The organism is Actinoplanes sp. NBRC 101535 (assembly GCF_030269225.1).
Lineage (GTDB): Bacteria > Actinomycetota > Actinomycetes > Mycobacteriales > Micromonosporaceae > Actinoplanes > Actinoplanes rectilineatus.
In genome coordinates this window covers 458,578-483,867 of sequence record NZ_BSSY01000001.1, presented here as the reverse complement: position 1 = coordinate 483,867, position 25,290 = coordinate 458,578, and the positions used below count along the sequence as shown (strand labels likewise).

The window sequence follows — 25,290 nt, the reverse complement described above, 5'->3', positions numbered from 1 at the left end:
GTACGGCGGCCTCGGTAACAATCGTCGTCGTGACGACAGCTATCCATCAGCGCATCGCCTCAGAGCTCGGGGTACGGGAAGGGCAGGTCACCGCCGCGGTCGAGCTGCTCGACGGCGGGGCCACCGTGCCGTTCATCGCCCGCTACCGCAAGGAGGTGACCGGCACCCTCGACGACGCGCAGCTGCGCACCCTCGAGGAACGCCTGGGTTACCTGCGGGAGCTGGAGGACCGGCGGGCCGCGGTGCTGGAGTCGATCCGCTCCCAGGGCAAGCTCGACGACGCCCTGGAGCAGCAGATCCTCGAGGCCGACACGAAGGCCCGGCTGGAGGACATCTACCTGCCGTTCAAGCCGAAACGGCGTACCAAGGCGCAGATCGCCCGTGAGGCGGGCCTGGAGCCGCTGGCGGACACTCTGCTGGGTGACCCCACCGTCGACCCGCGTACGGCCGCTGACGGCTTCGTGGACGCCGAGAAGGGCGTGGCGGACGCGACGGCCGCCCTCGACGGCGCGCGGGCCATCCTGGTGGAGCGGTTCGCCGAGGACGCCGACCTGATCGGTGAACTCCGCGAGCAGATGTGGACCCGGGGCCGCCTGGTGGCCAAGGTCCGCGACGGCAAGCAGAACGACGGCGCCAAGTTCGCCGACTACTTCGACTTCGCCGAGCCGTACGCGAAGCTCCCCTCGCACCGCATCCTGGCGATGCTGCGCGGCGAGAAGGAGGACGTCCTCGAGCTCACCATGGAGCCGCACCCGGAGGAGGACGAGGGCTACTTCGAGGGCCGCATCGCCGGGCGCAACGGCATCAGCAACCAGGGCCGGGCCGGCGACAAGTGGCTCGTCGACACGGTCCGCTGGGCGTGGCGGACCCGGGTGCTCATCCACCTCGGCGCCGACCTGCGGGTCCGGCTGCGCGAGTCGGCCGAGGACGAGGCCGTCCGGGTGTTCGCCGCCAACCTGCGTGACCTGCTGCTCGCCGCCCCGGCCGGCACCCGCGCCACGATGGGTCTGGACCCGGGCTTCCGCACCGGCGTGAAGGTGGCCGTCGTCGACGCCACCGGCAAGGTCGTCGCGACCGACGTGATCTACCCGCATGTGCCGCAGAACAAGTGGGACGAGTCGATCCACCGGCTCGCGGCGCTGGCCTCCAAGCACGACGTCGAGCTGATCGCGATCGGCAACGGCACCGCGTCGCGGGAGACCGACAAGCTGGCCACCGAGCTGATCAAGCGGCACCCGCAGGCGAAACTGACCAAGGTGGTGGTCTCCGAGGCGGGCGCGTCGGTCTACTCCGCGTCCGCGTACGCCTCGCAGGAACTGCCCGGCATGGACGTCTCGCTGCGCGGCGCGGTCTCCATCGCCCGCCGCCTGCAGGACCCGCTCGCCGAACTCGTCAAGATCGACCCGAAGTCGATCGGCGTCGGGCAGTACCAGCACGACCTCTCCGAGGTGAAGCTGGCCCGTTCGCTGGACGCGGTCGTCGAGGACTGTGTGAACGGTGTCGGCGTGGACGTCAACACCGCCTCCGCGCCGCTGCTCACCCGGGTCTCCGGCATCACCGCCGGGCTGGCCGAGAACATCGTGCTGCACCGGGACCAGAACGGCCCGTTCAAGAATCGTCAGCAGATCAAGAAGGTGGCCCGGCTCGGCCCGAAGGCGTTCGAGCAGTGCGCGGGCTTCCTGCGCATCTCGGACGGCGAGGACCCGCTGGACTTCTCCAGCGTGCACCCGGAGTCGTACGCGCTGGTCCGCACGATCGCCGCGGACGCCGGATCGGACGTCAAGACGTTGATCGGCAACGGGTCGCTGCTGCGTGGCATCCGCCCGGACAAGTTCGTCACCGACACGGTCGGCCTGCCGACGATCACCGACATCCTCAAGGAGCTGGAGAAGCCCGGTCGCGACCCGCGTCCCGCCTTCACCACGGCCACCTTCGCCGAGGGCGTCGAGAAGATCGCCGACCTCAAGCCCGGCATGATCCTCGAGGGTCAGGTGACGAACGTGGCGGCCTTCGGCGCGTTCGTCGACATCGGCGTCCACCAGGACGGCCTGGTGCACGTCTCGGCGCTGTCCGAGAAGTTCGTCCAGGACCCGCGCGAGGTCGTCAAGTCCGGCGACGTGGTCAAGGTCCGCGTCCTGGAGGTCGACGAGGCCCGCAAGCGGATCTCGCTCACCATGCGCCTCTCCGACGAGCCCCAGCGCGGCCGCCGCGACGACCGGTCCGGCCAAGGCGCGGGTCAGGGCGCGGGTCAGGGCGGTCAGCGCGCCCAAGGCGGCCAGGGCGGTCAGCGGGGCCAAGGCGGCCAGGGCGGCGGTCAGGGCGGTCAAGGCGGCGGGGGTCAGCGCGGCGGGGGTCAGCGCGGAGGCGGCGGCGGTCAGGGCGGCCAGCGTCAGCCCCGCCAGCAGGGCGGCCAGCGCGGCGGTGGCGGCGGCGGTCAGGGCGGTTTCGGCAACAGCGCGATGGCCGACGCTCTGCGCCGCGCGGGCCTGACCCGCGACTGACAGAACCACAGCGAAGGTCCGGGTGCGTGCATCCGGGCCTTCGTCTTTCTCGTACGCCCACACCTGCCCCCACCGCACCAAGGCCGTCCCCGGACCTACCCAGGCAGCCCGGGGCCCCCGTGGAGCAACGTGCGGGTCAGGACGGCGAGACGGTCAGAGACGGTCAGGACGGCGAGACGGTCAGGACGGCGAGACGGTCAGATCGCTGAAAACGACCTCGTAGGGCCCCTTCTTCGGCGCGTCCCGTTCGCTGACCACGCCGAGCCGCAACTGGCCGGACTGCAGACTCGGGTCGGTCAGCGTGACCGTGCCGACCTGATCGTCGTCGCGGAACAGTTCGACCGAGTCGCCGACCACCCGGAACCCCATCCGCGTCACGGTGTCGCCCAGCCGGATCGGGTCGTCCGCGATCGGGAACGTCCGCAGGATCGGGACCGAACCCTCCGCCTCGTGGATGCCCACGTAGATGTTGCGCTGGCAGAAGCGCACCTGGTAGCCCCGCGAGTCCTGGTAGCGGAACCACATCGCCGCACAGCTGTTCTCGGTCGTCAGCCGGATGTCCACCGCGGCGCTCAGGTCGTCCGGCATCAGGTCCAGCGGCCCCTTGCAGCGGAACGTGCCCTCGGTCTTGCGCCGGATCACCAGCCCGTCGTCGAAGGAGCAGCTCCCGCCCTCGGTGACCGATTCGCTGGGCTGCCAGAGCAGGCGCTGGCGCAGCGGGTCGGTGAGGACCGGCCCGGTCGCGACGGCCGTCGGGGTCGTCTCGGTGGCCGGTTCCTCCTCGTCGGCGGTGGTCGAGAGGACGACCAGGAAGGCGCCGGCCACCAGGGCGAGGGCGGTGACGATCACGGCCAGGGGCAGCGCCCAGTTACGCGGCGGCCGGGGTGGTGACGGCGGTGGGAACGTGATCGCCGGGGTCATCAGGTACGGGGCCGGCGCGTCCGAGATGGGCACGGTGACGATGGCGTTCTCGTCGTACCCGATCAGTCCGGGCGGAATGTCCAGCACCGGCGTGTCCCCGGTGCCGGCGGGCCCGGTCCGCTGCCGCGGCACGTCACCGGCGACGGCCGGACCCACCGAACCCGCCGAACCCACCGGACCCACCGAACCCACCGAACCCACCGGATCCGCCGGACCGGCCGGGGCGCCGGTGGTGTCCCCGGGGACCGGCACCGGTGCGTGGCCGGTGACCGCCTGCGCCTCGACCGCCGCCGCCCGCAGGTCGGGCTGGTCGGCGAAGGCCGCCGCGGTGGCCGCCGGGCGTTCCCCGGAGATCAGCAGGTCGAGCAGTTCCCGGGCGCTGGGCCGGTTGGCCGGGTCCTTCTCCAGGGCGTGGCCGACCAGTTCGCGCAGCGTGCCGCTGAGCCCGTCGAGGCGGGGTTCCTGGGTGAGGATCCGGGCGGCCAGGGCGGGCGGCGAGTCGGCGTGGAACGGTGTCGAGCCGGTGCCCGCGTACGCCACCACACTCCCCCAGGCGAACACGTCGGCGGCCGGGGTGATCGGCACGTCCTCGGCGCCGAAGCGTTCCGGCGCCATGTACGCCACCGTGCCGACCATCTGGTCGGGCCGGGTGTTGCTGCCGCTGGTCGCGTGCATGGCGCGGGCGATCCCGAAGTCGATCACCTTGGGGCTGCCCGGGGCGAGCAGCACGTTGCGCGGCTTGAGGTCGCGGTGGATCACGCCGGCGCCGTGGATGGCGGTGAGCGCGGTCGCCACGCCGATCGCCACGCCGTGCAGGTTGGCAGTGGTCAGCGGGCCGTTCTTCTCCACCACGCCGGCCAGGGTCGGCCCGTCCACGAACTCGACCACCAGGTACGGGCTCTCGTGGTCGGGGTCGGCGTCGAGGACTTCGGCGGTGCAGAACGGCGGCACCTGCCGGGCCCGGTTGACCTCGCTGCGGAAACGCCGCCGGAACTCGTCGTCGTGGGCCAGGTCGGCCCGGACCATCTTGACCGCGACGAGCACGCCGCCCGCGGTCCGGCCCAGGTAGACCGTGCCCATGCCGCCCTCGCCGAGACGGCCGATCAGTTCGTAGTCGCCGAGGGCGCGCGGGTCCCGCGTACGCAGTGGTTGCGTCCGCTGACCCGGCAACGTGCCATCGACCATGATGTTTCCCCCCGGGCCGGCGCAGCGCCCATGATCCCTCGCCGGAGGGAACCTTATCGGGCGCGGTCGTTACCCGCGCAGGCGGCGCGCTAGTGGTGATCCCCGACCCGGGATCTCGGGGTCGGATGGGGGCGCAACCCGATGGTCGCGGTGGCCCCGCCGCGTCAGGATGGAGACAACAGACAGCGTTGAAGTCGAAAGAGAGAAGCCATGAAGACCGTGCACGACAGTCTCGCCCGCCAGGGTCTGGTCCGGCCGCGGGAGGGCCGGATGCTGGGTGGTGTGTGTGCGGGCCTGGGCCGGCGGTTCGGGCTCGACCCGTGGATCGCACGGCTGCTCTTCGTGCTGATCCTGTTCGTCATCCCGGGCAGCCAGATCCTGATCTACCCGATCCTGTGGATCCTGATGCCGTCCGAGCAGCCGTACTACCCGGCGCAGAACCCGCCGGCCGGTTACTGAGCGGTCAGCTCGCGGACCTTCCCGGTCAGCTGGAGATCGTCCAGGTAACCGCGGAACACCACGGTTCCGGCCGCGTCGATCATCACGTACCAGCTCTGCTGGGCGATGCCGAACTGCTGCCAGATCACCCCGGCCGGGTCGGTGAGGTGCTGCACCGATCCGACCTGGAAGTCGTCCACGAACTCGCGCATGGCGTCGGTGGTCCCGAGACCGCCGATGCCGAGCACACCCAGCCGGTCGCCGTACTCGTCGTGAAGGTCGGTGACCGACTGGGCTTCCACGGCGCAGGTCGAGCACCAGGGCGCCCAGAACCACAGCAGGGCCGGGCGGCCCGCCAGCGCGGACGCGTCGTAGGAGCCGCCGTCGAGCGTCGAGCCGGTGAAGGCCAGCGCGAGCGGGGTGCCGGCCGAGGTCGCGCCGGTCGCCGGTTCCGGGTCGCTGGTCGCGGCCTGCGAACCCGCACAGCCTCCTGCCGCGAGCAGGGCCACGAGCAGCGCGCTCATGAGCCGGGGTACGCGTGAAGAACGTCCCGTCCGTGACCCCCGGCTCATACCCGCTCCTCACCCGTTATCGCGGCCGCTCCGTCGTTTCTCCTGAACCCGTACCGAACGCCCGAACTCACCACACAGACCAGCCGGCGTGGTGACTTCAGGCGCCGTGGACGCCCGAACTCACCACACAAACCTGGCGGCGTGGTGAGTTCCGGCGCCGGAACTCACCACGCGAACGTCAGTGGCCGCCCTTGGTCGGCTCGGTCAGCCGCAGCGCCAGCGCCGGGCAGACGTTGACCGCCTTGCGGGCGCCCTCCTCGAGCCACGGCGGCAGCGGCGTCTGCGGGAACGCCGGGAAGCCGTTGTGGTCCAGCCGGATGATCTCCGGGGCGACCGCCGAGCAGAGGCCGTGGCCGTCGCAGCGGGACCAGTCCAGCGCCAGTTTCCGGGCGCCGGTCTCCGCCGTGTACGGCAGCGGCAGCACACCACGGACCGACTTGCCGCAGCCTTCGCCGTTCGCGTGCGCCTCGACGTCCTTCTTGAAGACCTCGAGGGCGGAGAGCGCGAACCGGCCGGTGCCGTCCGGGTGGGAGCACGCGCCGCGGCCCTTGACCAGGCCGGCCGCCTGCCGGACCTCCTTGACCGCGTTGCCGCCGAGGGCCACCAGGGTCACCGCGCGGGCCAGGTCGGGCAGGCCGATGCGGCACGGGCCGCACTGACCGGCCGACTCACCGGCGAGGTACTGCACGACCTGGGCGACCTCGCCGATCGGGCACGTCTTCGAGCCGATCGGGATCAGCATGCCGGCACCCAGGGTGCCGCCGACCTTGGCGAACCCCTTGCGCGAGATCATGATCGTCTTCGCCTGCTCGGCGGTGACCCACTTGCCGTGGTAACCGCCGACCAGCAGGCCCGGACCGATGTCCGCGCCGCACATCTCGAGGACCTCCATCAGCGACGTGCCGCTGGGGGCCTCGACCACGGCCGGCGAGCTGGAGGCGCCGCCGACGGTCAGCATGACCGTGCCGGGCTCCTCGGGGATGCCCACCGAGTTGTACTCCCACGGCCCGATCCGGGCCGCGATCGCCAGCTGCGAGTAGGTCTCCGCGTTCGACAGCAGGGTGGGCAGGCCCATCACGCCGTTGTCGCTGGACCGGACCTTACGGCCGGGCGGGATGTGCGCCTCGCCGTTGATGCCGCGGACCAGGGCGCCACCCTCACCGGAGATGAACCGGTGCGGGACCGTGACGATCCGGGTCGGGCACGGCATCTTGCGCTCGGCGAGCGCGGCGGTGAGCGAGCTCTGGCCGACACCGTCGTCGGCGATGCCGATGACGATCTCCTCGGCGTCCAGGGCGGCGGCGGCCAGGGCCGCACCGTCCAGGATCAGGTGCGGGCCGCGGGTCAGTACCGCCTTGTCCTTCCAGGACGGCGGCTCACCCTCGGTCGCGTTGACCACGATCACCGGCGGCAGTTCCTGCCGCTTGCACGAGTCGATCACGGCGCGCACCTTGCGGGCGAACGGGAAGCCCGCGCCGCCACGGCCGCGCAGTTCGATCCGGTCGGCCAGACCGACCAGCTCACCCGAGGAGAGCGCGGCGAAACCGCCGTGCACCTCCTGGTGGGCGACCAGGTCGAGACGTCCGTATTCGTCGAAGCCCGCGGTGATGCGGGGGGTACCGATCGCGGTGACCGGAGGGACCTGCTGGGTACTCACCGTTCACCACGCAACTGGGAGAAGTACGCGTCGTCGTCGTCACGGCCGCGGCGGGCACCGCGGTCGTCCGGCTCGGCGCGGCGGCCCCGGCGGGTACCGCTGTCGACCAGTGCCGCGGTGTCCTCGGTGAAGTCGACGAACTCGCTGCGGCTGGGCCGGCGCGGCGGCTCGTCGTCGTACCGGGCGGACCGGGCGGCACGGGGTTCGTCGTCCTCGTAGCGGGCGGACCGCTGGCGGGGGATCTCCTCGTACTCGTCGTCGGCGCGTCGGCGTCCGCGGGGACGCTCGTCGGGCTCGGCGGCCGCACGACGACGGTTCCAGGAACCGGTGTCCTCGTCGTCGTACCGGCGCATCCGCGTGCCGGTCTCCTCCAGATCCGAGCGGCGCATGCGGCTGCTCGTCTCCTCGGGCTCCGGGCGGCGCATCCGGGTACCGGTCTCCTCCAGGTCGGAACGGCGCATGCGGCTGCTCGTCTCCTCGAGTTCCGGGCGGCGCATCCGGCCGGTGTCCTCGACGCCACGGCGGCCGCGCGGGGCGGGCTCGTCGTCCTCGAAGCGCCGGCGGGAGCGGGGCTCGTCGTCGTAGATCTCGGCACGGCCACCACGACCGCGCGGTTCGTCCTCGAAGCGGCGGCGCTCGTCCTCCACGTCGCGGCGCGACATCCGGGTCGAGGTCTCGTACCGGTCGTCGTCGTCACGGCGGCGCGGCGGCGCGGCCTCGAGTTCGGGCTGCTGGCGGCGAGACGGGTAGTCCTCCTCCGCCGGGGCCGCGGCGCGGGCCGGCTCGGCGACCGGCGGGGCCGGCGGCGCGGGCGGGGCGGCAGGCGGCGCGGGCGGCGCCACCGGCGGCTGGGCCCACTGCTGGGTGACCCCGCCCAGGGCACCGCCACCCGCCGGGGCGAGCAGGTCGGTGCCGGTCTGACCGGCGCGGCCGGGGCGGCGCATGCCGGACGCGATCGGCGAGGCGGTGGGCACCAGCTTGCCGGGCTCGTTGCCGCTGCCGCCGGCGATGGAGGCGCCGGCCGGGGACGCGAAGTCCTTGCGGCGGTTGAAGCTGACCGAGAGCCGGACACCGAGACCGAGCAGAACGCCGAGCACGCAGACGATGTAGGAGACGATGACCCAGGTGGCCGCGGCGCGGCCGGCCGCAAGACCGTGGAACAGGGCGGTGGGCCAGATCAGGTACGAGATCGAGTGGATTCCCCGCCACATCCACGGCTTGCCGCGGCCGATGAACCGGGATCGGGCGATACCGGTCCACATGACCAGCACCATCACCCATCCGGAGATGACGCCGAAGCCGACCGCGGAGTTCGCGTTGAGGAACGGGATGAAGATGTCGAGCACGCCGATGAGGCCCTCGGCGAACTTCGTCCAGACGTGTACGCCGAGCGCGGAGACCGCGATCAGGCCCGTGGTGCGGTGGGTGGACTGGAGCAGCACCCGCTGCCGGATGGTGAGCACCAGCCGGTCGGTGGAGACCAGCCCCACCATGATCGTGATCGACAGTCCGACAAGAGCGATGACGCCCATGTAGAAGCTCGAGTAGATGAAGAAGAAGTAGTACCCGATGCGGCCGGGCGCCGTCATCATCGAGACCGCCCACAGGGCGGCGATGACGCACAAGGCGAGTACTAACACCGCAGACTTCGACGCCGGACGCGTGCCGGTGGATCCGACATCGACCGCCGGACGGGCGACTGCTGCACGCTGGTTGTTCTTCGACCGGGCCATTGACTCCTCGTTTTCCTTGGTGCGGCCACGTCCCGTGGGCGGTGGGACGCAGGCGTTGTGGGGAACGCCCCGCGCTCAAGCTCTGCCGGACCGGTCCGAGGCGGCAATCCCCTGCGATGCCCCGGCCGTGTCCACCCCGGATTACGTGCCGGGCCTGGGTTCGGATGAACACCGTCGAAACTTTTTGCGTAACCAGGCGGCTACTTTCCGAACATAGCCACTGAGCTGCTGAAACGCCGGTTCGGTTACCGCCTTAAGGAAGAAATAAGGTCCCCGCCACAGTGACGCGGGCCACCCACTGAACCGAACGTGGCAAATGAGCGAACTAAGTAGTGCAGGCGCATCGACGGGCACGCCCGTTAGGAAAGGGGGACGCCGTGCGTCATCGGCTCACCGCTCTGGTCGGAGCCGGACTCACCGCCACCACGATCGGCACCGCATGGGCGGCACCGGCGGCGGCCGACGAGAGGGGATTCAGTGTCCGCGTGACCGCGCCGGACACGTTCGGCGCCGGAGCCTCGGCGAAGACCGTGACCGCCGTGGTCACCTCGGAGAACCGGCGCTGCCGCAAGGTCCGCTGGGTGATGGTGGTCCGCACCGAGGTGGAACCCGGCCAGATCCGGTTCGCCCGGATCGAGCAGGACCAGCAGTTCGACACGGAGACCCGGACCGACGGGGACACCACGACGATCACCGACGTGCAGGTCGACCCGGGCACCTCGTGCCGGGGCCGTACCGTGACCGGCACCTGGCAGTTCGCGTTCCGCGGCCCGGACGACGGGGACGTCCGGTTCGAGGCGCAGGCGTTCGACGAGAACGGGACTCTGCTCTCCACCTCCGGCACGAGCGCCGAGATCGAGGGCGGCGAGGAGGAGGACGAGGACGAAGACGACGAGAAGGCGTCGCCGTCGCCGTCGCCCAGCGAGTCGTCCGAGCCCACGGACTTCGAGACGGTCGACCCGGACGACACCGTCGAGGCCACCGAGCCGCCGGCCGCCGCGGCCGGGGACGACGACGCCGGCAACGCATCCCTGGTCTCCGAGGACTCGGCCCTGCTCGGGCCGGGACTGATCGTCGGCGGCGTGTTCGTCGTCCTCGGCGTGGTCCTGCTCGTCCGGTTGCGGTCCCGGGCCCAGCAGATCCGGCGCGACACCCAGGCGCTGCCGACCGGGTTCTATCCGATGCCCCCACGGCACTAGCCACGTTTCGCCGTCAGGGTGCGAAGCCCATCCGCGTGGTGACTTCGGGCGCACTGGACGCCCCAAATCACCACACCCACAACCGGCGTGGTGACTTCGGGTGCGCAGTGCGGCTGGAGTCATCACGCGGACTGGGCTTCGCGCCCTGGCCACGAGACGTGCCCAGCACCCGATCGTCGGTGACGACTGGGTTGCGGCACGGTCCAGCCGTGGGGACGTCTTCATACGGGTGATTTGTCGGTTCGCCGACTCGGTGGCGACAGCCGGGCCATTAGCGTGATGGCCCGGCGTAGCCGTCCATCGGGGAGGACATCGTGCCCGCACGCTCCATGCACATGATCAGCGCATTCGGCGCCCTGGCCGCCCTCGCGGTGGCCGTACCGGCCGGGGTGTCGTTCGCCGGCACCCGCGGCGAGACCATCGACGCGTCCCGCCCGGCGACCACCCAGGCGGACAGCTTCCTGGGCGGCCGGCCCCGGGTGCCGGACAACCTCGTGCCACCGGCCGGCAACACACTGCACGCGGTCCTGAAGGCCCGCGGCGTCCAGGTCTACGAGTGCCGCAGCAGCGCCTGGACGCTGCTCGAACCGGCCGCGTCGCTCACCGGCGTCACGCTGCACCCGGTCAAGAAGGTGACGGCCCTGCACTTCCGCGGGCCGAGCTGGCAGTCGGACCAGGACGGCTCGCTCGTCGAGGGCGATGCGGCGAAGGCAGCGAAGGCGCCGTCCGACAAACCGGACAGCATCCCGCAGTTGCTGGTTCCCGCGGCGAAGACCCGGGGTGGCGGGCTCTTCGGGCGGGTCACCTGGATCCAGCGGCTGGACACCGTCGGCGGAGTGGCGCCGGCGGGCAGCTGCCAGGGCAGCGGGACGACCGCGGTGAGTTACCGGGCGGTCTACCGCCTCTTCGTGGCGGAGAAGGTCACGGAGAACGTCGCGGAGCAGGCCGCGGAGAAGGTCACGGAACAGGCCGCGGAGAACGTCACGGAGCAGGTCACAGAGCAGGCCGCGGAGAACGTCACGCAGAAGTGAGTCCCCCTCCGCCGGGTCGCGAGCATGCTCGGTGCGTACCCGGCGAAGGGGTTGTTCTTGAAAGAGGAACGGACAGACCTGAACCGGCCGGCGCCTGATCGGCGCCGGCCGGCCCCTCCTGATGGTGGAAGGGATCAGGAGAGTGCCGGGTACGCGTTCGCCATCAGCTGGGCGAACTGCGCCGGGAACCAGGCTCCCGAGATCGGGGCGCCGGAGAGCGCACCGGTCAGGTTGTTGCCGTTACGGGCGTTGCCGGTGTAGGTCGGGTCGCACATCCGGTCGAAGCCCTTGCCCTCGTTGTTCGGGATCTCGGTGCTCGAGCCGTCCGACTCACCCGGCGGCTTGACCCAGACGTAGGCGTCGATGCCGGAGGCCGGAGCCGCGGTGGGACGCTCGCCGAGGCCCGCACCGGACTGGTTGCACCAGTTGCCGGCGTGGATGCGGCGGTCGACCCGGGACTCGTTGACGAAGGTGTCGACGTTCGTCGAGGTGCTCGCCGCGGTGGGCCTGGCCGATCCGCCCCAGCCGTTGCGGGACGTGTCGATCAGCATGCCGATGCTGGAGTTGAAGCCGATCGACACCAGCTTGGTGCGGAACGCCTGGGCGAACGAGAGCTCGTCGACGTACTGGTTCCAGTCGACCCACTTGGACTGGCGCACCGAGGTGCCGTTGACGTTCGTGGTCACCGTGAAGTACGGCTCCCGCAGCGCGGAGTAGTTCGCCGTGTTGGTGATGAAGCCGTGCACGTTGTTGACGCTGCCGGAGGCCTGGGCGGCCTGCAGCATGATGTCGGCGGTCGGCCCGAAGTTCGAGTCCCAGCCGATCCAGCCGTGGTGGGCGGCGTCGACGTAGTTGTAGACGTTGCCGATCGCGCCCAGCTTCTGCAGCGCGTAGCCGACGCCCTGCACGTAGCCGCCGTTGGCCTTCATGGTGTCGCACATCGCGGTGCCGCCGGCGTTCCCGGACGTGTTGGTGACCAGGTTCGGCAGCGAGTCGATCTCGACGATGTTGACGATCCGCAGGCTCGCGTACTTCGGGTCGGCCTGGATCGCGGCGATCGGGTCGATGTACTCGCTCTTGTAGCGCGGCAGTTCGGTCGGGCCCAGCTCACCGTTCGAGGCGAGGGCGGCGCAGTCCCGGCCGGGCAGGTTGTAGATGACGAACTGGATGTAACCGGCACCCTGGGCGAGGGCGGCGTCCAGGTGGTCACGGACGCCCATCGCGCCGTTCGAGGTGCTGTCCGGGGTGCCGTTGATCGCGGCGATCCGGTCGATCCACACCGCGGTCGGGTTGCTGGAGACCCGGCTGCCGCCGGAGACCGATTCGGCCTTCGCCTTCCACTCCGGGTTGTTGTAACCGCGGGCGCCGGCGTACGGGTTGTCGACCTTGGCGGTCGGGTTGGTGCTGGTGCTGGGGCTGGGGTTGGTCGACGTGCTGGGGCTGGGGTTCGTCGACGTGCTCGGGCTGGTCGACGGGCTGCCGCTCGGGACGCTTCCGGTGCAGGCCGTGCCGTTGAGCGAGAAGGTGGCCGGCGCGGTGTTCGTCCCGGAGTAGTTGGCGTTGAAGCCGAAGTTCGCCGTGCCGCTGGTCGGCAGCGAGGCGGCCCAGGACGCGTTGGTGGCGGTGACGTTCTGGCCGGACTGGGTGACGGTGGCGCTCCACGCCTGGGTGATCGACTGGTTGCCGGCCCAGGTCCAGGTCAGGTTCCAGCCGTTGGAGATCGCATCGCCGAGGTTGGTGACCGTGACGTTGCCGGTGAAGCCGCTGCTCCACTGGTTGACCGAGTAGTCGACACGGCAGCCGGCCGCGGCACTGGCGCTGGTCGCCACGGCGACGGCGCCGGAGGCGGCGACGACGCCCACGGCGACGGCGGCCGTGACGGCCCGGGCGCGGGTGGGGATGGGTCTCATCGGGGCTCCTCGAGACGGGGGTGCGGCGCGGAGGGCGCCGGGGAACGGCGGCCAACGTATTGGTGGATATCGTTGGCCGACATCGACAGCATTACATGGGAGCGCTCCCAGCGCAATGATCCCGAAACACAAGGGCAATCCCGGGTTCATGCCCCTTTCCGCAGCCCCGGGGGGCCATCGCTTCCGAGGTAGAGCCTCTCGGCGGACCGGACCTCACATGGTCGGGTACTCACGCGCGGCGAGGGCCGTCGCTTCAGAGGTAGAGCTTCTCGGTGGACCGCTGGGCGGCGCTGAAGGAGAGGTCACAGGTCGTGTCCGCACCGGGGGTGCTCAGCCAGGTCAGGCGGAACCGACCGGACGAGGCGGCCGGCGTCAGATCGAACTCGGTCGGGCCGGCGCCGTCCGGGAAGTCGCGCCAGGCCGGGTCGCCGGGGATACGCGCGGCCGCCGGGTCCGCGGCGAACCCGATACTGCCGCCGGACCCGGGCTGCCGGCAGGACCGGCGGAAGACCACCTTGACCGGGCCGGGCCCGAGCGCCTGCGCCGGACCGGTGGCCGTGCAGGCGGGACGGCACTGGAGACGGGTGCCGGACCAGGTGAACAGCATCCGGGTCACCAGCCGGGTGGTGAAGACGGCCAGGTAGTCACTGGCGACGGCCGCCCCGCGGGTCTTGTTGCCCCGGTAGACGGCCTGGTAGTCGCCGGACTCGGAGGCGGTCAGCGTGGCGCTGAAGTGCCCGGCCCCGGAGGCGGTCGTGGTGCCGGCCCTGGCCCACGGCTCGGCTGCGGAGCGGCGAAAGTACAGGTCGACCGGACCGGCGTTGCCCTCGTCGCCGTTTCCGGCCCGGCCGCGCAGGACGACGCGGGAGCCGCGCGACACCTCGCCGGGCGCCACGTCGAACATCATCGTGACCCGCGCCTCCCCGGCCGGCTCCGGCAGGACCGCCGACGGGCCGGCATCGTCCACCCTCCCGGCGCCGGCGGCGGGCCCGGGAAGCAGAGCGATCAGGGTGGTCGTGGCTGCGAGCAGGCTGATTCGGCGCACCGCGATCGTCCTTCCGGTCGCCCGACTTTCGGGCTAATCACCCGAAAGCTAGCATTCAGGACAGATCGGTAGGGAGACCGCGAGGACGACGGCGCGTCCGGCGCCGCACCGGGAAAGGACGGATCAGGAGGGGCCTCCGCCGGTCAGGCAGACACCGCCACCGCCGCGCTTCGCCTCGTACATCGAGGCGTCCGCGTCCTTCATGATCGAACCGAACTCGATCCCGTGGTCCGGGAAGAGCGCGACACCGATGCTGGCCCCGATCTTGACGGTCTGCCCCTCGATGTCGAACGGGTCGCGCAGCACGTCGCAGATCCGCTCGCCGACCGCCACCGAGGCCTTCTCGTCCGGGTTGCCGGTGACCAGCACCGCGAACTCGTCACCGCCGAGACGCGACACCATGTCCGGGCGCCGGACCACCTGCTGCAGGCGCTTGGCCACCAACTGCAGCAGCACGTCGCCGGCGTGGTGCCCGACGGTGTCGTTGACCTGCTTGAAGCCGTTGAGGTCGAGCAGCAGCAGGGCCAGCCGGGTGCCGGTGGCGGCCGCGATGTCGACCGCCTGCTCGGCCCGGTCCAGCAGGAACTTGCGGTTGGGCAGACCGGTCAGCGAGTCGTGGAACGCGTGCCGGGTCAGCTCGTCGACGTGCAGCTGGGCGTTCTGCCGCATCCGGGCGCTGTCCAGGATCATCGCGCCCTCGGCGGCCAGCTGCTGGGCCAGGATCCGGTCACGGGAACTCCACTCCCGGGTGCCGCTGGAGTCGCCGCACATCACCATGCCGACCGGTCCGCTGCCCGACATCAGCGGCATCGCGATGAACGAGCGGACCCCGATGAGCTGGGCGAACCCCTCGTCCTTCGTCTTCGCCACGGTGATGTCGCCGACCATGACCGGTTCGCCGGTCTCGGCGGCGGCCTGCCAGATCGGCGAGTCGGTGGCCGACTTGCCGACCATGGTGGCCCGCAGCAGGTCCCGCTGGGCGTCCTCCATGCCGACGCCGTGCACGTACCGGATCTTGCCTTCGTTGTCGATCAGGTGCATACCGGCCACCTCGGCACGGAACGCCGTGGCACAGGACCGGGCCAGCAACTCGGCCGCGGACTCCACGCTGCCGGCCGACATGCCCTGCTCGAACAGCTCACGGATGGTGTCCGTGGTGAGCGCGACGAACTGCCGCTGCTTCTCGGCGGCCAGCCCCTGCAACGTGGTGGCGAAGTGCAGGGCCATCGTCGAGATGGTGTCCTGCATCAGCTCGGCCAGGTTGGTGCCGGTCAGCAGCAGCACGCCGACGGTCTGCCCGCCGATGCGCAGCCGGGCCGCCATCTGTTCGCCGCTGACCACCGGCTTGCCACCGGCCGGCGTCCGGAACACCTTGCCCGCGACCATCTGGTCGCGCCGCCCCGGCTCGCCGTGCTGGGCACCCGGCGTCATCATGCCGGTCTCCGAGTCCAGCTCGAAGACCGTCGCCGCGGTCAGCCCGGCGATCTCCACCAGGTGCGGGGCGGTCAGGTCCAGGACGTTCTGGACCGAAGGGGTGTCCTTGGTCATGAACGCCACCAGTTCGGCCAGAAGCAGTGCCTGCCGGTCCACGACCAGCGCCGACTCCCCGATGGCATCCACCACAGGTCCGGCTGTGTGCATCTCGCTGCCCACACTCATGGCCCTAGAGGTCGGCACCGAGGCCGCCTACTTGAATCGCTGGCACTTGGGACTCGTCACAAATCAGGAGCGGCCGGGTGGTCCGGGAACGGACTCCCGTGCATGAGGACGGATGTCCGGGACGGTCGGTGACCGTTCGGACGGTGGACGGATGGCGCCACCGGACCGGTCGTGGCTGATCGCCACGGCCAGGACGCGGTGCGGCGCCCGAGGAGTCGGCCGGCTGCGCGTACGGTATGAAATGCGCGACCGGATCGCACGCCTCGACCCAGCGCCCGGTGGGGGCGCACCTAGACTTCGGTCCCATGCTCACCATGCAGGATGCACTGGCCCGGTTGACCAAGTATTGGACGGAACAGGGCTGCCTGACCGTTCAACCGATGAACACCGAGGTCGGCGCCGGCACCTTGAATCCGGCGACCTTCCTGCGCGTTCTCGGACCGGAGCCCTGGAAGGTAGTTTACGTGGAGCCGTCGGTCCGTCCCGACGATTCCCGATACGGCGAGAATCCGAATCGCCTTCAGACCCACACCCAGCTCCAGGTGATCCTCAAGCCCGACCCGGGGAACCCGCAGGAGCTCTACCTGGGCAGCCTCGCGGCGCTCGGTATCGACGTGGCCGCCCACGACGTCCGGTTCGTCGAGGACAACTGGGCCTCCCCCGCGCTCGGCGCCTGGGGACTGGGCTGGGAGGTCTGGCTCGACGGGCTGGAGATCACCCAGTTCACCTACTTCCAGCAGGCCGGCGGCCTGAACCTCGACCCGGTCAGCGTGGAGATCACGTACGGCATCGAGCGGATCATCATGGCGCTCCAGGAGAAGACCCACTTCAAGGAGATCGCGTACGCCCCGGGCGTCAGCTACGGCGAGGTCTTCGCCCAGTCCGAGTACGAGATGTCGCGCTACTACCTCGACGACGCCGACATCGAGGCCAACCGGCGGCTGCTGGAGATCTACGCCGGCGAGGCCCAGCGCATGATCGACGCCGGGCTGCCGGTGCCCGCGCACAGCTACGTGCTCAAGTGCTCGCAGGCGTTCAACGTGCTGGACTCCCGCGGCGCGGTCTCCACCGCCGAGCGGGCCGCCGAGTTCGCCCGGATGCGACGCCTGGCCGGCGAGGTCGCCAAGCTGTGGGTGGGCCGCCGCGCCGAACTCGAGCACCCGCTCGGCCTGACCGAGCCGCTGGACGCCGCCCGGGCCGCCGCGGCCGTGCAGACCGGCACCGGCGAACGGACGCTGGTCTTCGAGATCGGCACCGAGGAGCTGCCGCCGAGCGAGCTGCGGTCCGCCCGCGAACAGGTGATGCGCCTGATGACCGAGGGGCTGGCGGGCACCCGTCTGGCACACGGGGACATCCGGGTCTTCGGGACGCCGCGCCGGCTCATCGCCGTCGTGCAGGCGGTCGGGGCCCGCGAGGACGATCACGAGCGGGTGGTGCGCGGGCCCAAGGCCCAGGCGGCGTACGGGGCGGACGGCACCCCCACGAAGGCACTCGAGGGTTTCGTACGCGGCCAGGGCGTGACCGTGGCCGACGTCGAGACCGTCGAGCTGAACGGCGTACCCCACGTGGTCGTCACGAAGCACGAGGCGGGCCGCGCGGCACCCACCGTGCTGGCCGGTGTGCTGGCGCAGGTCGTCACCGGTCTGCGGGCCGCCAAGAACATGCGGTGGAACGACCCGAAGCTGACCTTCAGCCGGCCGGTCCGCTGGCTGGTCGCGCTCTGGGGTGACGACGTCGTCCCGGTGGCCGTCTCCACGCTGTCCGCCGGCCGCGAGACCCGGCTGCTGCGCACCGCGGCCACCCCGGTCGTCGCGATCGAGTCGGCCGAGTCGTTCCTGGAGACGCTCGGCGTCAACGGGATCGTCGCCGACCACGAGGACCGCCGTGAGCTGATCGTCATCGGCGCGCAGGACCTCGTCTACCCGGACGGGACGATCGACGTCAAGGGCGAGTCGTCCCTGATCGACCAGATCACCGACCTGGTGGAGCAGCCGCTGCCGCTGCTCGGCACGTTCGACGAGAAGTACCTGGAACTGCCCGACCCGGTGCTGACCACGGTGATGCGAAAGCACCAGCGGTACCTGCCGGTCCGGTCGGCGGACGGCACGCTGCTGCCGATGTTCGTGACCGTGGCGAACGGCCCGGTCGACGTCGAGCTGGTGCGCGGCGGCAACGAGGCGGTGCTGCGCGCGAGGTACGAGGACGCGGCCTTCTTCTACCGCGCGGACCTGGCGACGCCGATCGCCGACATGCGGGCGAAGCTGGCCCGGCTCACCTTCACCGACAGGCTGGGATCGATGGCCGACCGGGCCGACCGGATCGCGGCCCTGGCCCTGCGCCTGGCGGCGATGCTCGGCCTCGAGTCGGGGGCGCTGTCCCGGGCCGCCGAGCTGATCAAGTTCGACCTGGGTTCCCAGCTGGTCACCGAGATGACCAGCCTGGCCGGGGTGATGGGCCGCGATTACGCGCTGCACGCCGGTGAGGACCGGGTGGTGGCGCAGGCGGTGCTCGACACCGAGCTGCCCCGCAACACCGGCGACTCGCTGCCGCTGACCGTGCCGGGGGCGCTGCTCTCGATCGCCGACCGGCTGGACCTGGTGGCCGGGCTGGCCGCGACCGTCGGGCTGCCGACCGGGTCGAGTGACCCGTTCGCGGTGCGGCGGGCGGTGCTGGGGCTCTTCGCGGTGCAGCGCGGCGTGCCGGCGCTGGCCGGGCTGGACCTGGTGGAGGGCCTGAAGCTGGCCGCCGAGGCGCAGCCGGTGGAGGTGCCGGCACCGCTGCTCACCGAGATCGCCGAGTTCTTCGCGAAGCGTCTCGAGCAGGCCCTGACCGAGGAGGGTCAGCCGGTCGACCGGGTCCGCGCGGTGCTGCCGCACGCCGCCCGGCCGTCGCAGGCCGACATGCTGCTCGGTCAGCTGGCCCCGGCGGTGTCCGACCCCGGGTTCATCGCGGTGGCGGGCGCGGTGCAGCGGGCCCGGCGGATCGTTCCGGCCGGCACCCCGGCGGGGTACGACGCCGCGGTGCTGTCCGAGCCGGCCGAGCTGGCGCTGCACGCCGCGGTCGACAAGATCGAGGTCTCCGGGATCACCGACGTCGCGTCCTTCGTGGCGGTGACCCAGCCGCTGGTGACGCCGCTGGGGACCTTCTTCGACGAGGTGTTCGTGATGGCGGAGGACCCGACCGTGCGGGCGGCCCGGCTGGGCCTGCTGGCGACGGTGCGGGACCTCGGCGACGGCCTGCTCGACTGGGCGCACCTGCGGTTCTGACGGATGCGAGGCCCCGGCCCGGCACGGTCGCACCCGCGATCGGCCGGGCCGGTGCTTTCCGCACGATAGGGCGACTCCGGATCGCCCCGGGACGCGCCCGGGCGTTGAGACACCCGAGGACGCCGCCGGGCCCACGGCGGTGGGCGCGTACCGGGGTGGGTGGGAGTGGAACGACTCGGACGGGTGACGGCGGTCGACGTTGGGCGGGCGTTCGCGGACACGTCAGGGAAACGTCGCCTGGACGATCACTGGATCACGTCGACTCACCTCGACGGCCGGCGAGGAGCGCCGGTCCAACAGGTGGTGGAGGAGACGTGGCTGATCGCCGTCAGGTGCTGCGTATCGGAGCGGTGGCCGCGGCCACGCCGGTGCTGGCCGGGGGTATCGCGTCACCCGCGCTGGCCGGGGATGCCGTGACCGGGGCGCACACGATCGACACGGGGACCGCGGCCGGGTTCACCGGCACCGGCTCGGGAGGCGGCGGGCGGCCGGGCACGCCGCTGATCGTCGGGCACCGGGGTGCCTCGGGATACCGTCCGGAACACACGCTGGCCAGCTACGAGCTGGCGGCGCGGCTGGGTGCCGACTACATGGAACCCGACCTGGTGATCACGTCGGACGGGGTGCTGGTGTGCCGGCACGAACCGGAGATCGGCGGCACCACCGACGTGGGGTCGCGGCCGGAGTTCGCTGATCGGAAACGGACCGTCACGCTTGACGGGGTGAGCGTCACCGGATGGTTCACGCACGACTTCACCCTCGCCGAGCTGAAGACGCTGCGGGCCACCGAGCGGATCCCGTCGATCCGGCAGCGCAACACCCTGTACGACGGCCGATACCAGGTGCCGACCTTCCAGGAGGTGCTGGACCTGCGCAAGCGGCTCACCCGGGAACTGGGCCGCGACGTCGGGGTGATCCCGGAGACCAAGCACCCGACGTACTTCGCGGCCCTCGGCCTCGGACTGGAGAAGCCACTGGTCACGGTGCTACGGCGCAACGGCCTGGACAAGCGGGGCGCGAAGATCGTGGTGCAGTCGTTCGAGTCGGCGAACCTGCGGGACCTGGCCGGCGAACACCGGCTCCAGGTGCCGCTGGTGTTCCTGACCAGCGCGTCGGGGACGCCGTACCACGATCCGCGCAGCTACGCCGACTACCTGACGCCGAAGGGGCTGTCCGAACTCGCCGAGTACGTGGACTTCCTCGGGCCGGAGAAGAACCAGATCATCCCGCGGAACGCGGACGGGACGCTGGGCACGCCGACGGCCCTGGTGGCGAACGCGCACGCGGCCGGGATCAAGGTCGTTCCGTACACGTTCCGGGCGGAGAACTCGTTCCTGCCGGCGGAGTTGCGGGTGGGGGCGGATCCGACCGCGTACGGCAAGGCGATCGACGAGCAGGTGACGTTCCTGCGGACCGGGATCGACGGGCTGTTCACCGACAACCCGGACATCGGTGTGGTGGCACGGGCGACGGTCGCCGCCTGACCTCCTGGCGGGGATCACCGATACGCACGAAGTCGCGCCCGGAGGCACATCCTCCGGGCGCGCAAGCGCGGTACGCCGGCCGTCGCCGCCGGCTCCAAGAAGTCGTAGTTTTTGAGGGAGTTGTGGCTCGTACCCTAAAAAATGGGGTTATTTGGCGATGAACGTCGGGTAGATGTGCTCGAAGCTGAGCTTGTAGCCGAAGCCGGTGGAGACGATGAACGCCAGGCCGAGCAGCACGCCCAGCACGACGATCCCGAAGAGGGCGTAACCGGCAGCCGTGCCGATCGGGCGGCGGCGGCCCGCGGTGACCCCGTTGACGCCGACCGCGGCCTCACCCGCGCCCCAGGCCAGCGACCGGATGCCGAGGGCGAAGAGGATCGGCAGGCCGGCACCGAGGGCCAGACCGGCGAGCAGGACCTGCCAGGCGCCGTCGAGGGCGAATCCCAGGTTGTGCATGACGTCGCCTCTCAGTTCGCCGCGACGGCCGGAATCGGGCCGGCCGGGGTCGTGGTCACGGTCGTCTCGCCGTCCCAGTCGTCGTTCACGTTGTCGTGGTCGACGCGGCCGGTACGGGAGCGCAGGTACATCGCGACCGAGGCGATGCAGAGCAGGACGAAGACGACGAGCGCGCCGGCGGTCCCGCCGACGGTGTCGCCGACCCACCACATCGCCCCACCGATCAGGGCTGCGGCCGGGAAGGTGATCATCCAGGCGGCGACCATGCGGGCGGCGACGGCCCAGCGGACCTTCGCGCCGGGACGGCCGATGCCGGACCCGAGCACCGAACCGGTGGCGACGTGCGTGGTGGAGAGCGCGAAGCCGAGGTGGCTGGAGGCCAGGATGACCGCGGCCGCGCCGGACTGGGCGGCGGTGCCCTGCGGCGGGTTGATGTCGGTCAGGCCCTTGCCGAGGGTCCGGATGATCCGCCAGCCGCCCAGGTAGGTGCCGAGCGCGATGGCCAGCGCGGCGGAGATCTTGACCCAGAACGGGATGTTCTCCAGGTCACTCCAGTGTCCGCTGGCGATCAGCGCGAGCGTGATCACGCCCATCGTCTTCTGCGCGTCGTTGGTGCCGTGCGCGAGGGAGACGAGCGAGGCGCTGCCGATCTGCCCCCAGCGGAAGCCGTTCCGGGTGAAACGCTCCGCCACACCGGCGGTGATCTTGAAGATCACCCAGGTGCCGACGGCCGCCACCAGACCGGCGATCAGTGGGGAGATCAGCGCCGGCAGCATGACCTTGCCGACCACGCCGTCGAGCTTCGACCCGTCACCGTTCCAGTTGACGCCGGCCCATCCGAGGCCCGCGACGGTGGCGCCGACCAGACCGCCGAACAGAGCATGCGAGGAGCTCGACGGGAGGCCGAGGAGCCAGGTGAGCAGATTCCAGACGATGCCGCCCACCAGACCGGCCAGGATGATCAGCAGGAGGGCGTTGCCGCCGTCCGCGAGCAGCTCAGCCTTGGGGGCGCCGGTCTTGTCCTGAATCTTGACGACGGCGTTGGTGACGGTCAGCGCGACCTCGACCGAGAGGAAGGCGCCCACCAGGTTCAGGATGCCGGAGAGGGCGACGGCGGTCTTCGGCCGCAGCGCCTTCGTCGCGATGGACGTGGCCATCGCATTCGCGGTGTCGTGGAACCCGTTGGTGAAATCGAAGGCCAGGGCCGTCACGACCACCAGCGCCAAGATCACGGATGTTTCAGTCACGCGGTGATCGTGACCCGAGCAACCCTCACACAGCCAGAGGCGGAACGCAGCGTGTACAAGATTCGGCCCGCGTTAACCTCAAGTTTCCTAAAGTTGAACTCATAGTGATCAATCGATCACGACAGGTGATGTCAACGGCGTGAGGATGAACACTTTCTTAGGGATATCCGGTCCATAGGCGGCTCACAGGTGCCCGATTTTGCTCATCGGGCACCTGCCTTGAAAATCAGGCCGCGGACGCGGCGGCGATCGCCTCGGTGAGGACGGCCAGGCCCTCGCGGGCCTCGTCCTCGGTCAGGGTCAGGGCCGGGCCCAGGCGCAGCACGTTGCCGTAGAGACCGCCCTTGCCGACCAGCAGGCCGCCCTCGCGGCACCTGTCGAACACCTGGACGGTGACGGCCGGGTCGGGCTCGCGGGTGCCGGGGCGGACGAACTCGATGCCGATCATCAGGCCGCGGCCGCGGACCTCGCCGACGATCGGGCTGTCCACCCCGCGCAGGCCGCCGAGCAGGATCTCCCCCACCCGGCGGGCGTTGCCCTGCAGGTCGTGGTCGAGGAGGTAGTCGAGGACGGCATTGCCGGCGGCCGCGCTGACCGGGTTGCCGCCGAAGGTGGAGAAGCTGATCGCCGGCACCGCGTTCATCACCTCGGCGCGGCCGACGACGCCGCCCAGGGCGTACCCGTTGCCGATGCCCTTGGCGAAGGTGATCAGGTCGGGGGTGACGTCGTGGGCCTGGTATCCCCAGAAGTGGTCGCCGGTGCGCCCCCAGCCGGTCTGCACCTCGTCGGCGATGAGCAGGATGCCGTGCTCGTCGAGGACCTTGCGGTAGGCGCCGAGGAGCCCGTCCGGCCCGTGGACGAAGCCGCCGACGCCCTGGATGGGTTCGGCGATGAGGGCGGCCACGTCGCCGGCGGTGACGGTGGCCAGGACCTCGCGCAGGTCGTCGACGGCCGCGTCGATCAGGTCGCCGTCGTCGAGCCCGGCCATCCGGCCGCGGAGCCGGTCGGCGGAGGACAGCCAGTTGACGGTCAGAGGGCTGAGGGAGCTGGACGACCAGCTCCGGTGCCCGGTGACGGCCATCGTGGCGAAGGTCCGCCCGTGGTAGCTGTTCTTGATCGCCAGGATCTGGTTGGAACGGCGCACGTTGGCGGCGAACAGCAGGGCCGACTCGTTGGCCTCGGAGCCGGAGTTGGTGAAGAAGACCCGGGCGTCCGGGATGCCGGACAGCCGGGCGATCTTCTCGGCCAGTTCGACCTGCTGCTTGATGAGATAGAGGGTCGAGGTGTGCGCGACCCCGGTGTCGACCTGCCGGCGGACCGCGTCGCTGATCTCGGCGATGTCGTAGCCGATCATCGTGGTCAGCACGCCGCCGAAGAAGTCCAGGTAACTGCGGCCGGTGGCGTCGACGACACGGCGGCCGGAGCCGGAGACGATCTCCAGGGCGTCGTCGCCGTAGTAGACGGGCATCCATTGCGGCATCACCGCGCGATGCCGATCCAGAAGACTCATCGGGTACCTCCACTGTTGTTCCTGCGGTTGATCCAAGAAGTCAGCGCCAGCCGTGCGGATGGCCCGGGTCGCGCCGGCCGCTGCCGCGGCTGGTCCGGAACGCGGCCGACGCGAGCACGTCGGCCAGGTCCTCGTAGCCGTCGTCGACCAGGCCGACGGTGACGCGGACGTGGTCCTCACCGAGCGGGGTGACGCAGAACGGGGCGCCGGGGGCGGCCGCGACGCCGCGGGCGGCCAGGGCCACCATCGCGTTCTGCTGGTCGGGCACCGCCACCCACATGTTGATGCCGTCGCCGGCGGTGGCCCGCACCCCGCGTTCGCTCAGCGCCGCGAGGAGGGCCGCGCGGCGCGCGGCATAGACCTCCTTGGCGGTGGAGACCTGGGCGGCCACGCTCGGGTCGGTCAGCAGATCCAGGAGTACGCCCTGCAGCAGCCGACTGGACCACCCCGGCCCGAGGAGTCGCCGGTCGGCGACCGCGTCGAGCACGTGGGCCGGCCCGCCGACCGCCGCGAGCCGCAGGTCCGGTCCGTGGCTCTTGGAGAAGCTGGCGACGTGCACGGTGCGGTCGGCCAGGTAGCGCCCGAGGCTGACCGGCGGCGCGGTGGCGATGTCCCCGGCGTGGTCGTCCTCGACCACCAGCAGGTGCGGCGCCTCCAGCAGCACGTCGGCGAGTTCGGCGGCCCGGGCGGCGTCCATGCTGGCCCCGGTCGGGTTGTGTGCCCGTGGCTGCAGGAAGAGGGCGGTGGCCCGGTACTGCCGGAGAGCGTCGCGCAGCGCCCCGGGCTCGATGCCGCGGGAGTCCATCGGCACGCCGACGACGGTGGCGCCGACCGCCTGCAGCAGGTCGAGCAAGGGTGGGAAGGCCGGGTTCTCGACGAGCACGTGGTCGCCGTAGCGCAGCACGGCCGCCACGATCCGGTCCAGCGCGTCCATCGCACCGTCCACCACGGTCAGTCTCTCCGGACGGTACGGCCACCGCTCGCGCAGCACGGTCTCCAGTGCGGGCAGCACCGGGGCGTCCAGGTAGCTGCCGGCCCACCGGCCGTCGCCGATGCGGCGCAACGACTCGCTGAGGTCGGGCAGCAGCGCCGGGTCGGGCACGCCGGTGGACAGGTCGCGGGGCATGTGCATCCCGGCGCCGCTGAGCTGGGTGTACCGCAGGCGTTCGCGGGCCGGCAGCGGACCGGCGACGAAGGTGCCGGAGCGTCCGCGGGTCTGGATGGCGCCGGCCTGGATCAGGTTGCGCCAGGCCTCGCTGACCGTGGTCGGGCTGACGCCGAGCTTGCCGGCGACCTCGCGGACGGTGGGCAGGCGGGCGCCCGCCGTGAGCCGTCCGGCGGTGATCAGACGGCTGACGGCCGCGGCGATCCCCCGGGCGCTCCGATCCTGAACCGCCCCCGTGATCAGCGTCAGCAAATTATTCTCTCCGAAACATTCCGTAACGTTCGGGCAATTGTCCGCTCCAATGTGTGTCG

The 25,290-nt window shown here is 71.1% G+C and carries 17 protein-coding genes; 6 read left to right on the top strand and 11 right to left on the bottom strand.

Features of this window, described 5'->3' with window-relative positions; all coding sequences use genetic code 11:
- The first annotated feature begins 29 nt into the window (after positions 1-29).
- A complete protein-coding gene (locus QSK32_RS02100; RefSeq protein ID WP_285471062.1) occupies positions 30-2,501 on the top strand; it encodes a Tex family protein in 2,472 nt (823 codons plus the stop codon).
- Positions 2,502-2,681: 180 nt separating this feature from the next.
- On the opposite strand, the gene QSK32_RS02095 is transcribed toward QSK32_RS02100, so the two are convergent.
- On the bottom strand, positions 2,682-4,607 hold the full coding sequence (locus QSK32_RS02095) for a serine/threonine protein kinase (protein WP_285471061.1): 1,926 nt from the start codon (positions 4,605-4,607) through the stop codon (positions 2,682-2,684).
- A 210-nt stretch (positions 4,608-4,817) separates the two neighbouring features.
- Here QSK32_RS02095 and QSK32_RS02090 point away from each other — a divergent pair, with 210 nt between their 5' ends.
- Positions 4,818-5,066, top strand: a complete 249-nt coding sequence (locus QSK32_RS02090) for a PspC domain-containing protein (protein ID WP_045745877.1) — start codon at positions 4,818-4,820, stop codon at positions 5,064-5,066.
- Here the strand turns inward: QSK32_RS02090 and QSK32_RS02085 are convergent.
- The 3 genes from QSK32_RS02085 to QSK32_RS02075 form a co-directional block, all read right to left on the bottom strand.
- Positions 5,060-5,569: a TlpA family protein disulfide reductase gene (locus QSK32_RS02085; RefSeq protein ID WP_285471060.1), complete on the bottom strand. Its 510-nt coding sequence runs from the start codon at positions 5,567-5,569 to the stop codon at positions 5,060-5,062. The two genes, QSK32_RS02090 and QSK32_RS02085, sit on opposite strands and share 7 nt — an antisense overlap.
- A gap of 226 nt (positions 5,570-5,795) precedes the next feature.
- Complete coding sequence (locus QSK32_RS02080; RefSeq protein WP_045745875.1) at positions 5,796-7,274, bottom strand: NADH-quinone oxidoreductase subunit NuoF family protein; 1,479 nt, start codon at positions 7,272-7,274, stop codon at positions 5,796-5,798.
- The gene (locus QSK32_RS02075) at positions 7,271-8,914 is read right to left on the bottom strand and encodes a translation initiation factor III (RefSeq protein ID WP_285471059.1); all 1,644 of its coding nucleotides are present in this window, start codon (positions 8,912-8,914) and stop codon (positions 7,271-7,273) included. Before QSK32_RS02075 ends, QSK32_RS02080 begins: the two co-directional genes overlap by 4 nt.
- Before the next feature lie 470 nt (positions 8,915-9,384).
- On the opposite strand from QSK32_RS02075, the gene QSK32_RS02070 reads away from it, so the two are divergent.
- Both QSK32_RS02070 and QSK32_RS02065 read left to right on the top strand, forming a co-directional pair.
- The gene (locus tag QSK32_RS02070; RefSeq protein ID WP_052720973.1) at positions 9,385-10,206 is read left to right on the top strand and encodes a hypothetical protein; all 822 of its coding nucleotides are present in this window, start codon (positions 9,385-9,387) and stop codon (positions 10,204-10,206) included.
- Between the two features lie 314 nt (positions 10,207-10,520).
- A complete protein-coding gene (locus QSK32_RS02065) occupies positions 10,521-11,237 on the top strand; it encodes a DUF3455 domain-containing protein (RefSeq protein ID WP_285471058.1) in 717 nt (238 codons plus the stop codon).
- Between the two features lie 134 nt (positions 11,238-11,371).
- Here the strand turns inward: QSK32_RS02065 and QSK32_RS02060 are convergent, their stop codons facing one another.
- From QSK32_RS02060 to QSK32_RS02050, 3 genes are all read right to left on the bottom strand, one after another.
- Positions 11,372-13,147: a glycoside hydrolase family 6 protein gene (locus QSK32_RS02060; protein ID WP_045745873.1), complete on the bottom strand. Its 1,776-nt coding sequence runs from the start codon at positions 13,145-13,147 to the stop codon at positions 11,372-11,374.
- Between the two features lie 253 nt (positions 13,148-13,400).
- Positions 13,401-14,192, bottom strand: coding sequence for a hypothetical protein (locus QSK32_RS02055; RefSeq protein WP_285471057.1), 792 nt, complete (start codon positions 14,190-14,192; stop codon positions 13,401-13,403).
- 123 nt (positions 14,193-14,315) lie between these two features.
- Positions 14,316-15,815, bottom strand: coding sequence for a sensor domain-containing diguanylate cyclase (locus tag QSK32_RS02050; protein WP_245674186.1), 1,500 nt, complete (start codon positions 15,813-15,815; stop codon positions 14,316-14,318).
- Between the two features lie 341 nt (positions 15,816-16,156).
- Between QSK32_RS02050 and QSK32_RS02045 the strand changes: the two genes are divergently transcribed.
- Positions 16,157-19,117, top strand: coding sequence for a glycine--tRNA ligase (locus tag QSK32_RS02045; RefSeq protein ID WP_285471056.1), 2,961 nt, complete (start codon positions 16,157-16,159; stop codon positions 19,115-19,117).
- Positions 19,118-19,431: 314 nt separating this feature from the next.
- Positions 19,432-20,601: a glycerophosphodiester phosphodiesterase gene (locus QSK32_RS02040; RefSeq protein ID WP_045745869.1), complete on the top strand. Its 1,170-nt coding sequence runs from the start codon at positions 19,432-19,434 to the stop codon at positions 20,599-20,601.
- A 147-nt stretch (positions 20,602-20,748) separates the two neighbouring features.
- On the opposite strand, the gene QSK32_RS02035 is transcribed toward QSK32_RS02040, so the two are convergent.
- From QSK32_RS02035 to QSK32_RS02020, 4 genes are all read right to left on the bottom strand, one after another.
- Positions 20,749-21,057, bottom strand: a complete 309-nt coding sequence (locus QSK32_RS02035; protein WP_045745868.1) for a hypothetical protein — start codon at positions 21,055-21,057, stop codon at positions 20,749-20,751.
- Between the two features lie 11 nt (positions 21,058-21,068).
- Positions 21,069-22,304, bottom strand: coding sequence for an inorganic phosphate transporter (locus QSK32_RS02030; protein ID WP_045745867.1), 1,236 nt, complete (start codon positions 22,302-22,304; stop codon positions 21,069-21,071).
- 226 nt (positions 22,305-22,530) lie between these two features.
- A complete protein-coding gene (locus QSK32_RS02025) occupies positions 22,531-23,814 on the bottom strand; it encodes an aspartate aminotransferase family protein (protein ID WP_045745866.1) in 1,284 nt (427 codons plus the stop codon).
- Positions 23,815-23,854: 40 nt separating this feature from the next.
- Entirely contained in the window at positions 23,855-25,231 is a 1,377-nt protein-coding gene (locus QSK32_RS02020) for an aminotransferase class I/II-fold pyridoxal phosphate-dependent enzyme (protein ID WP_285471055.1), read from the bottom strand.
- Positions 25,232-25,290 lie beyond the last annotated feature (59 nt).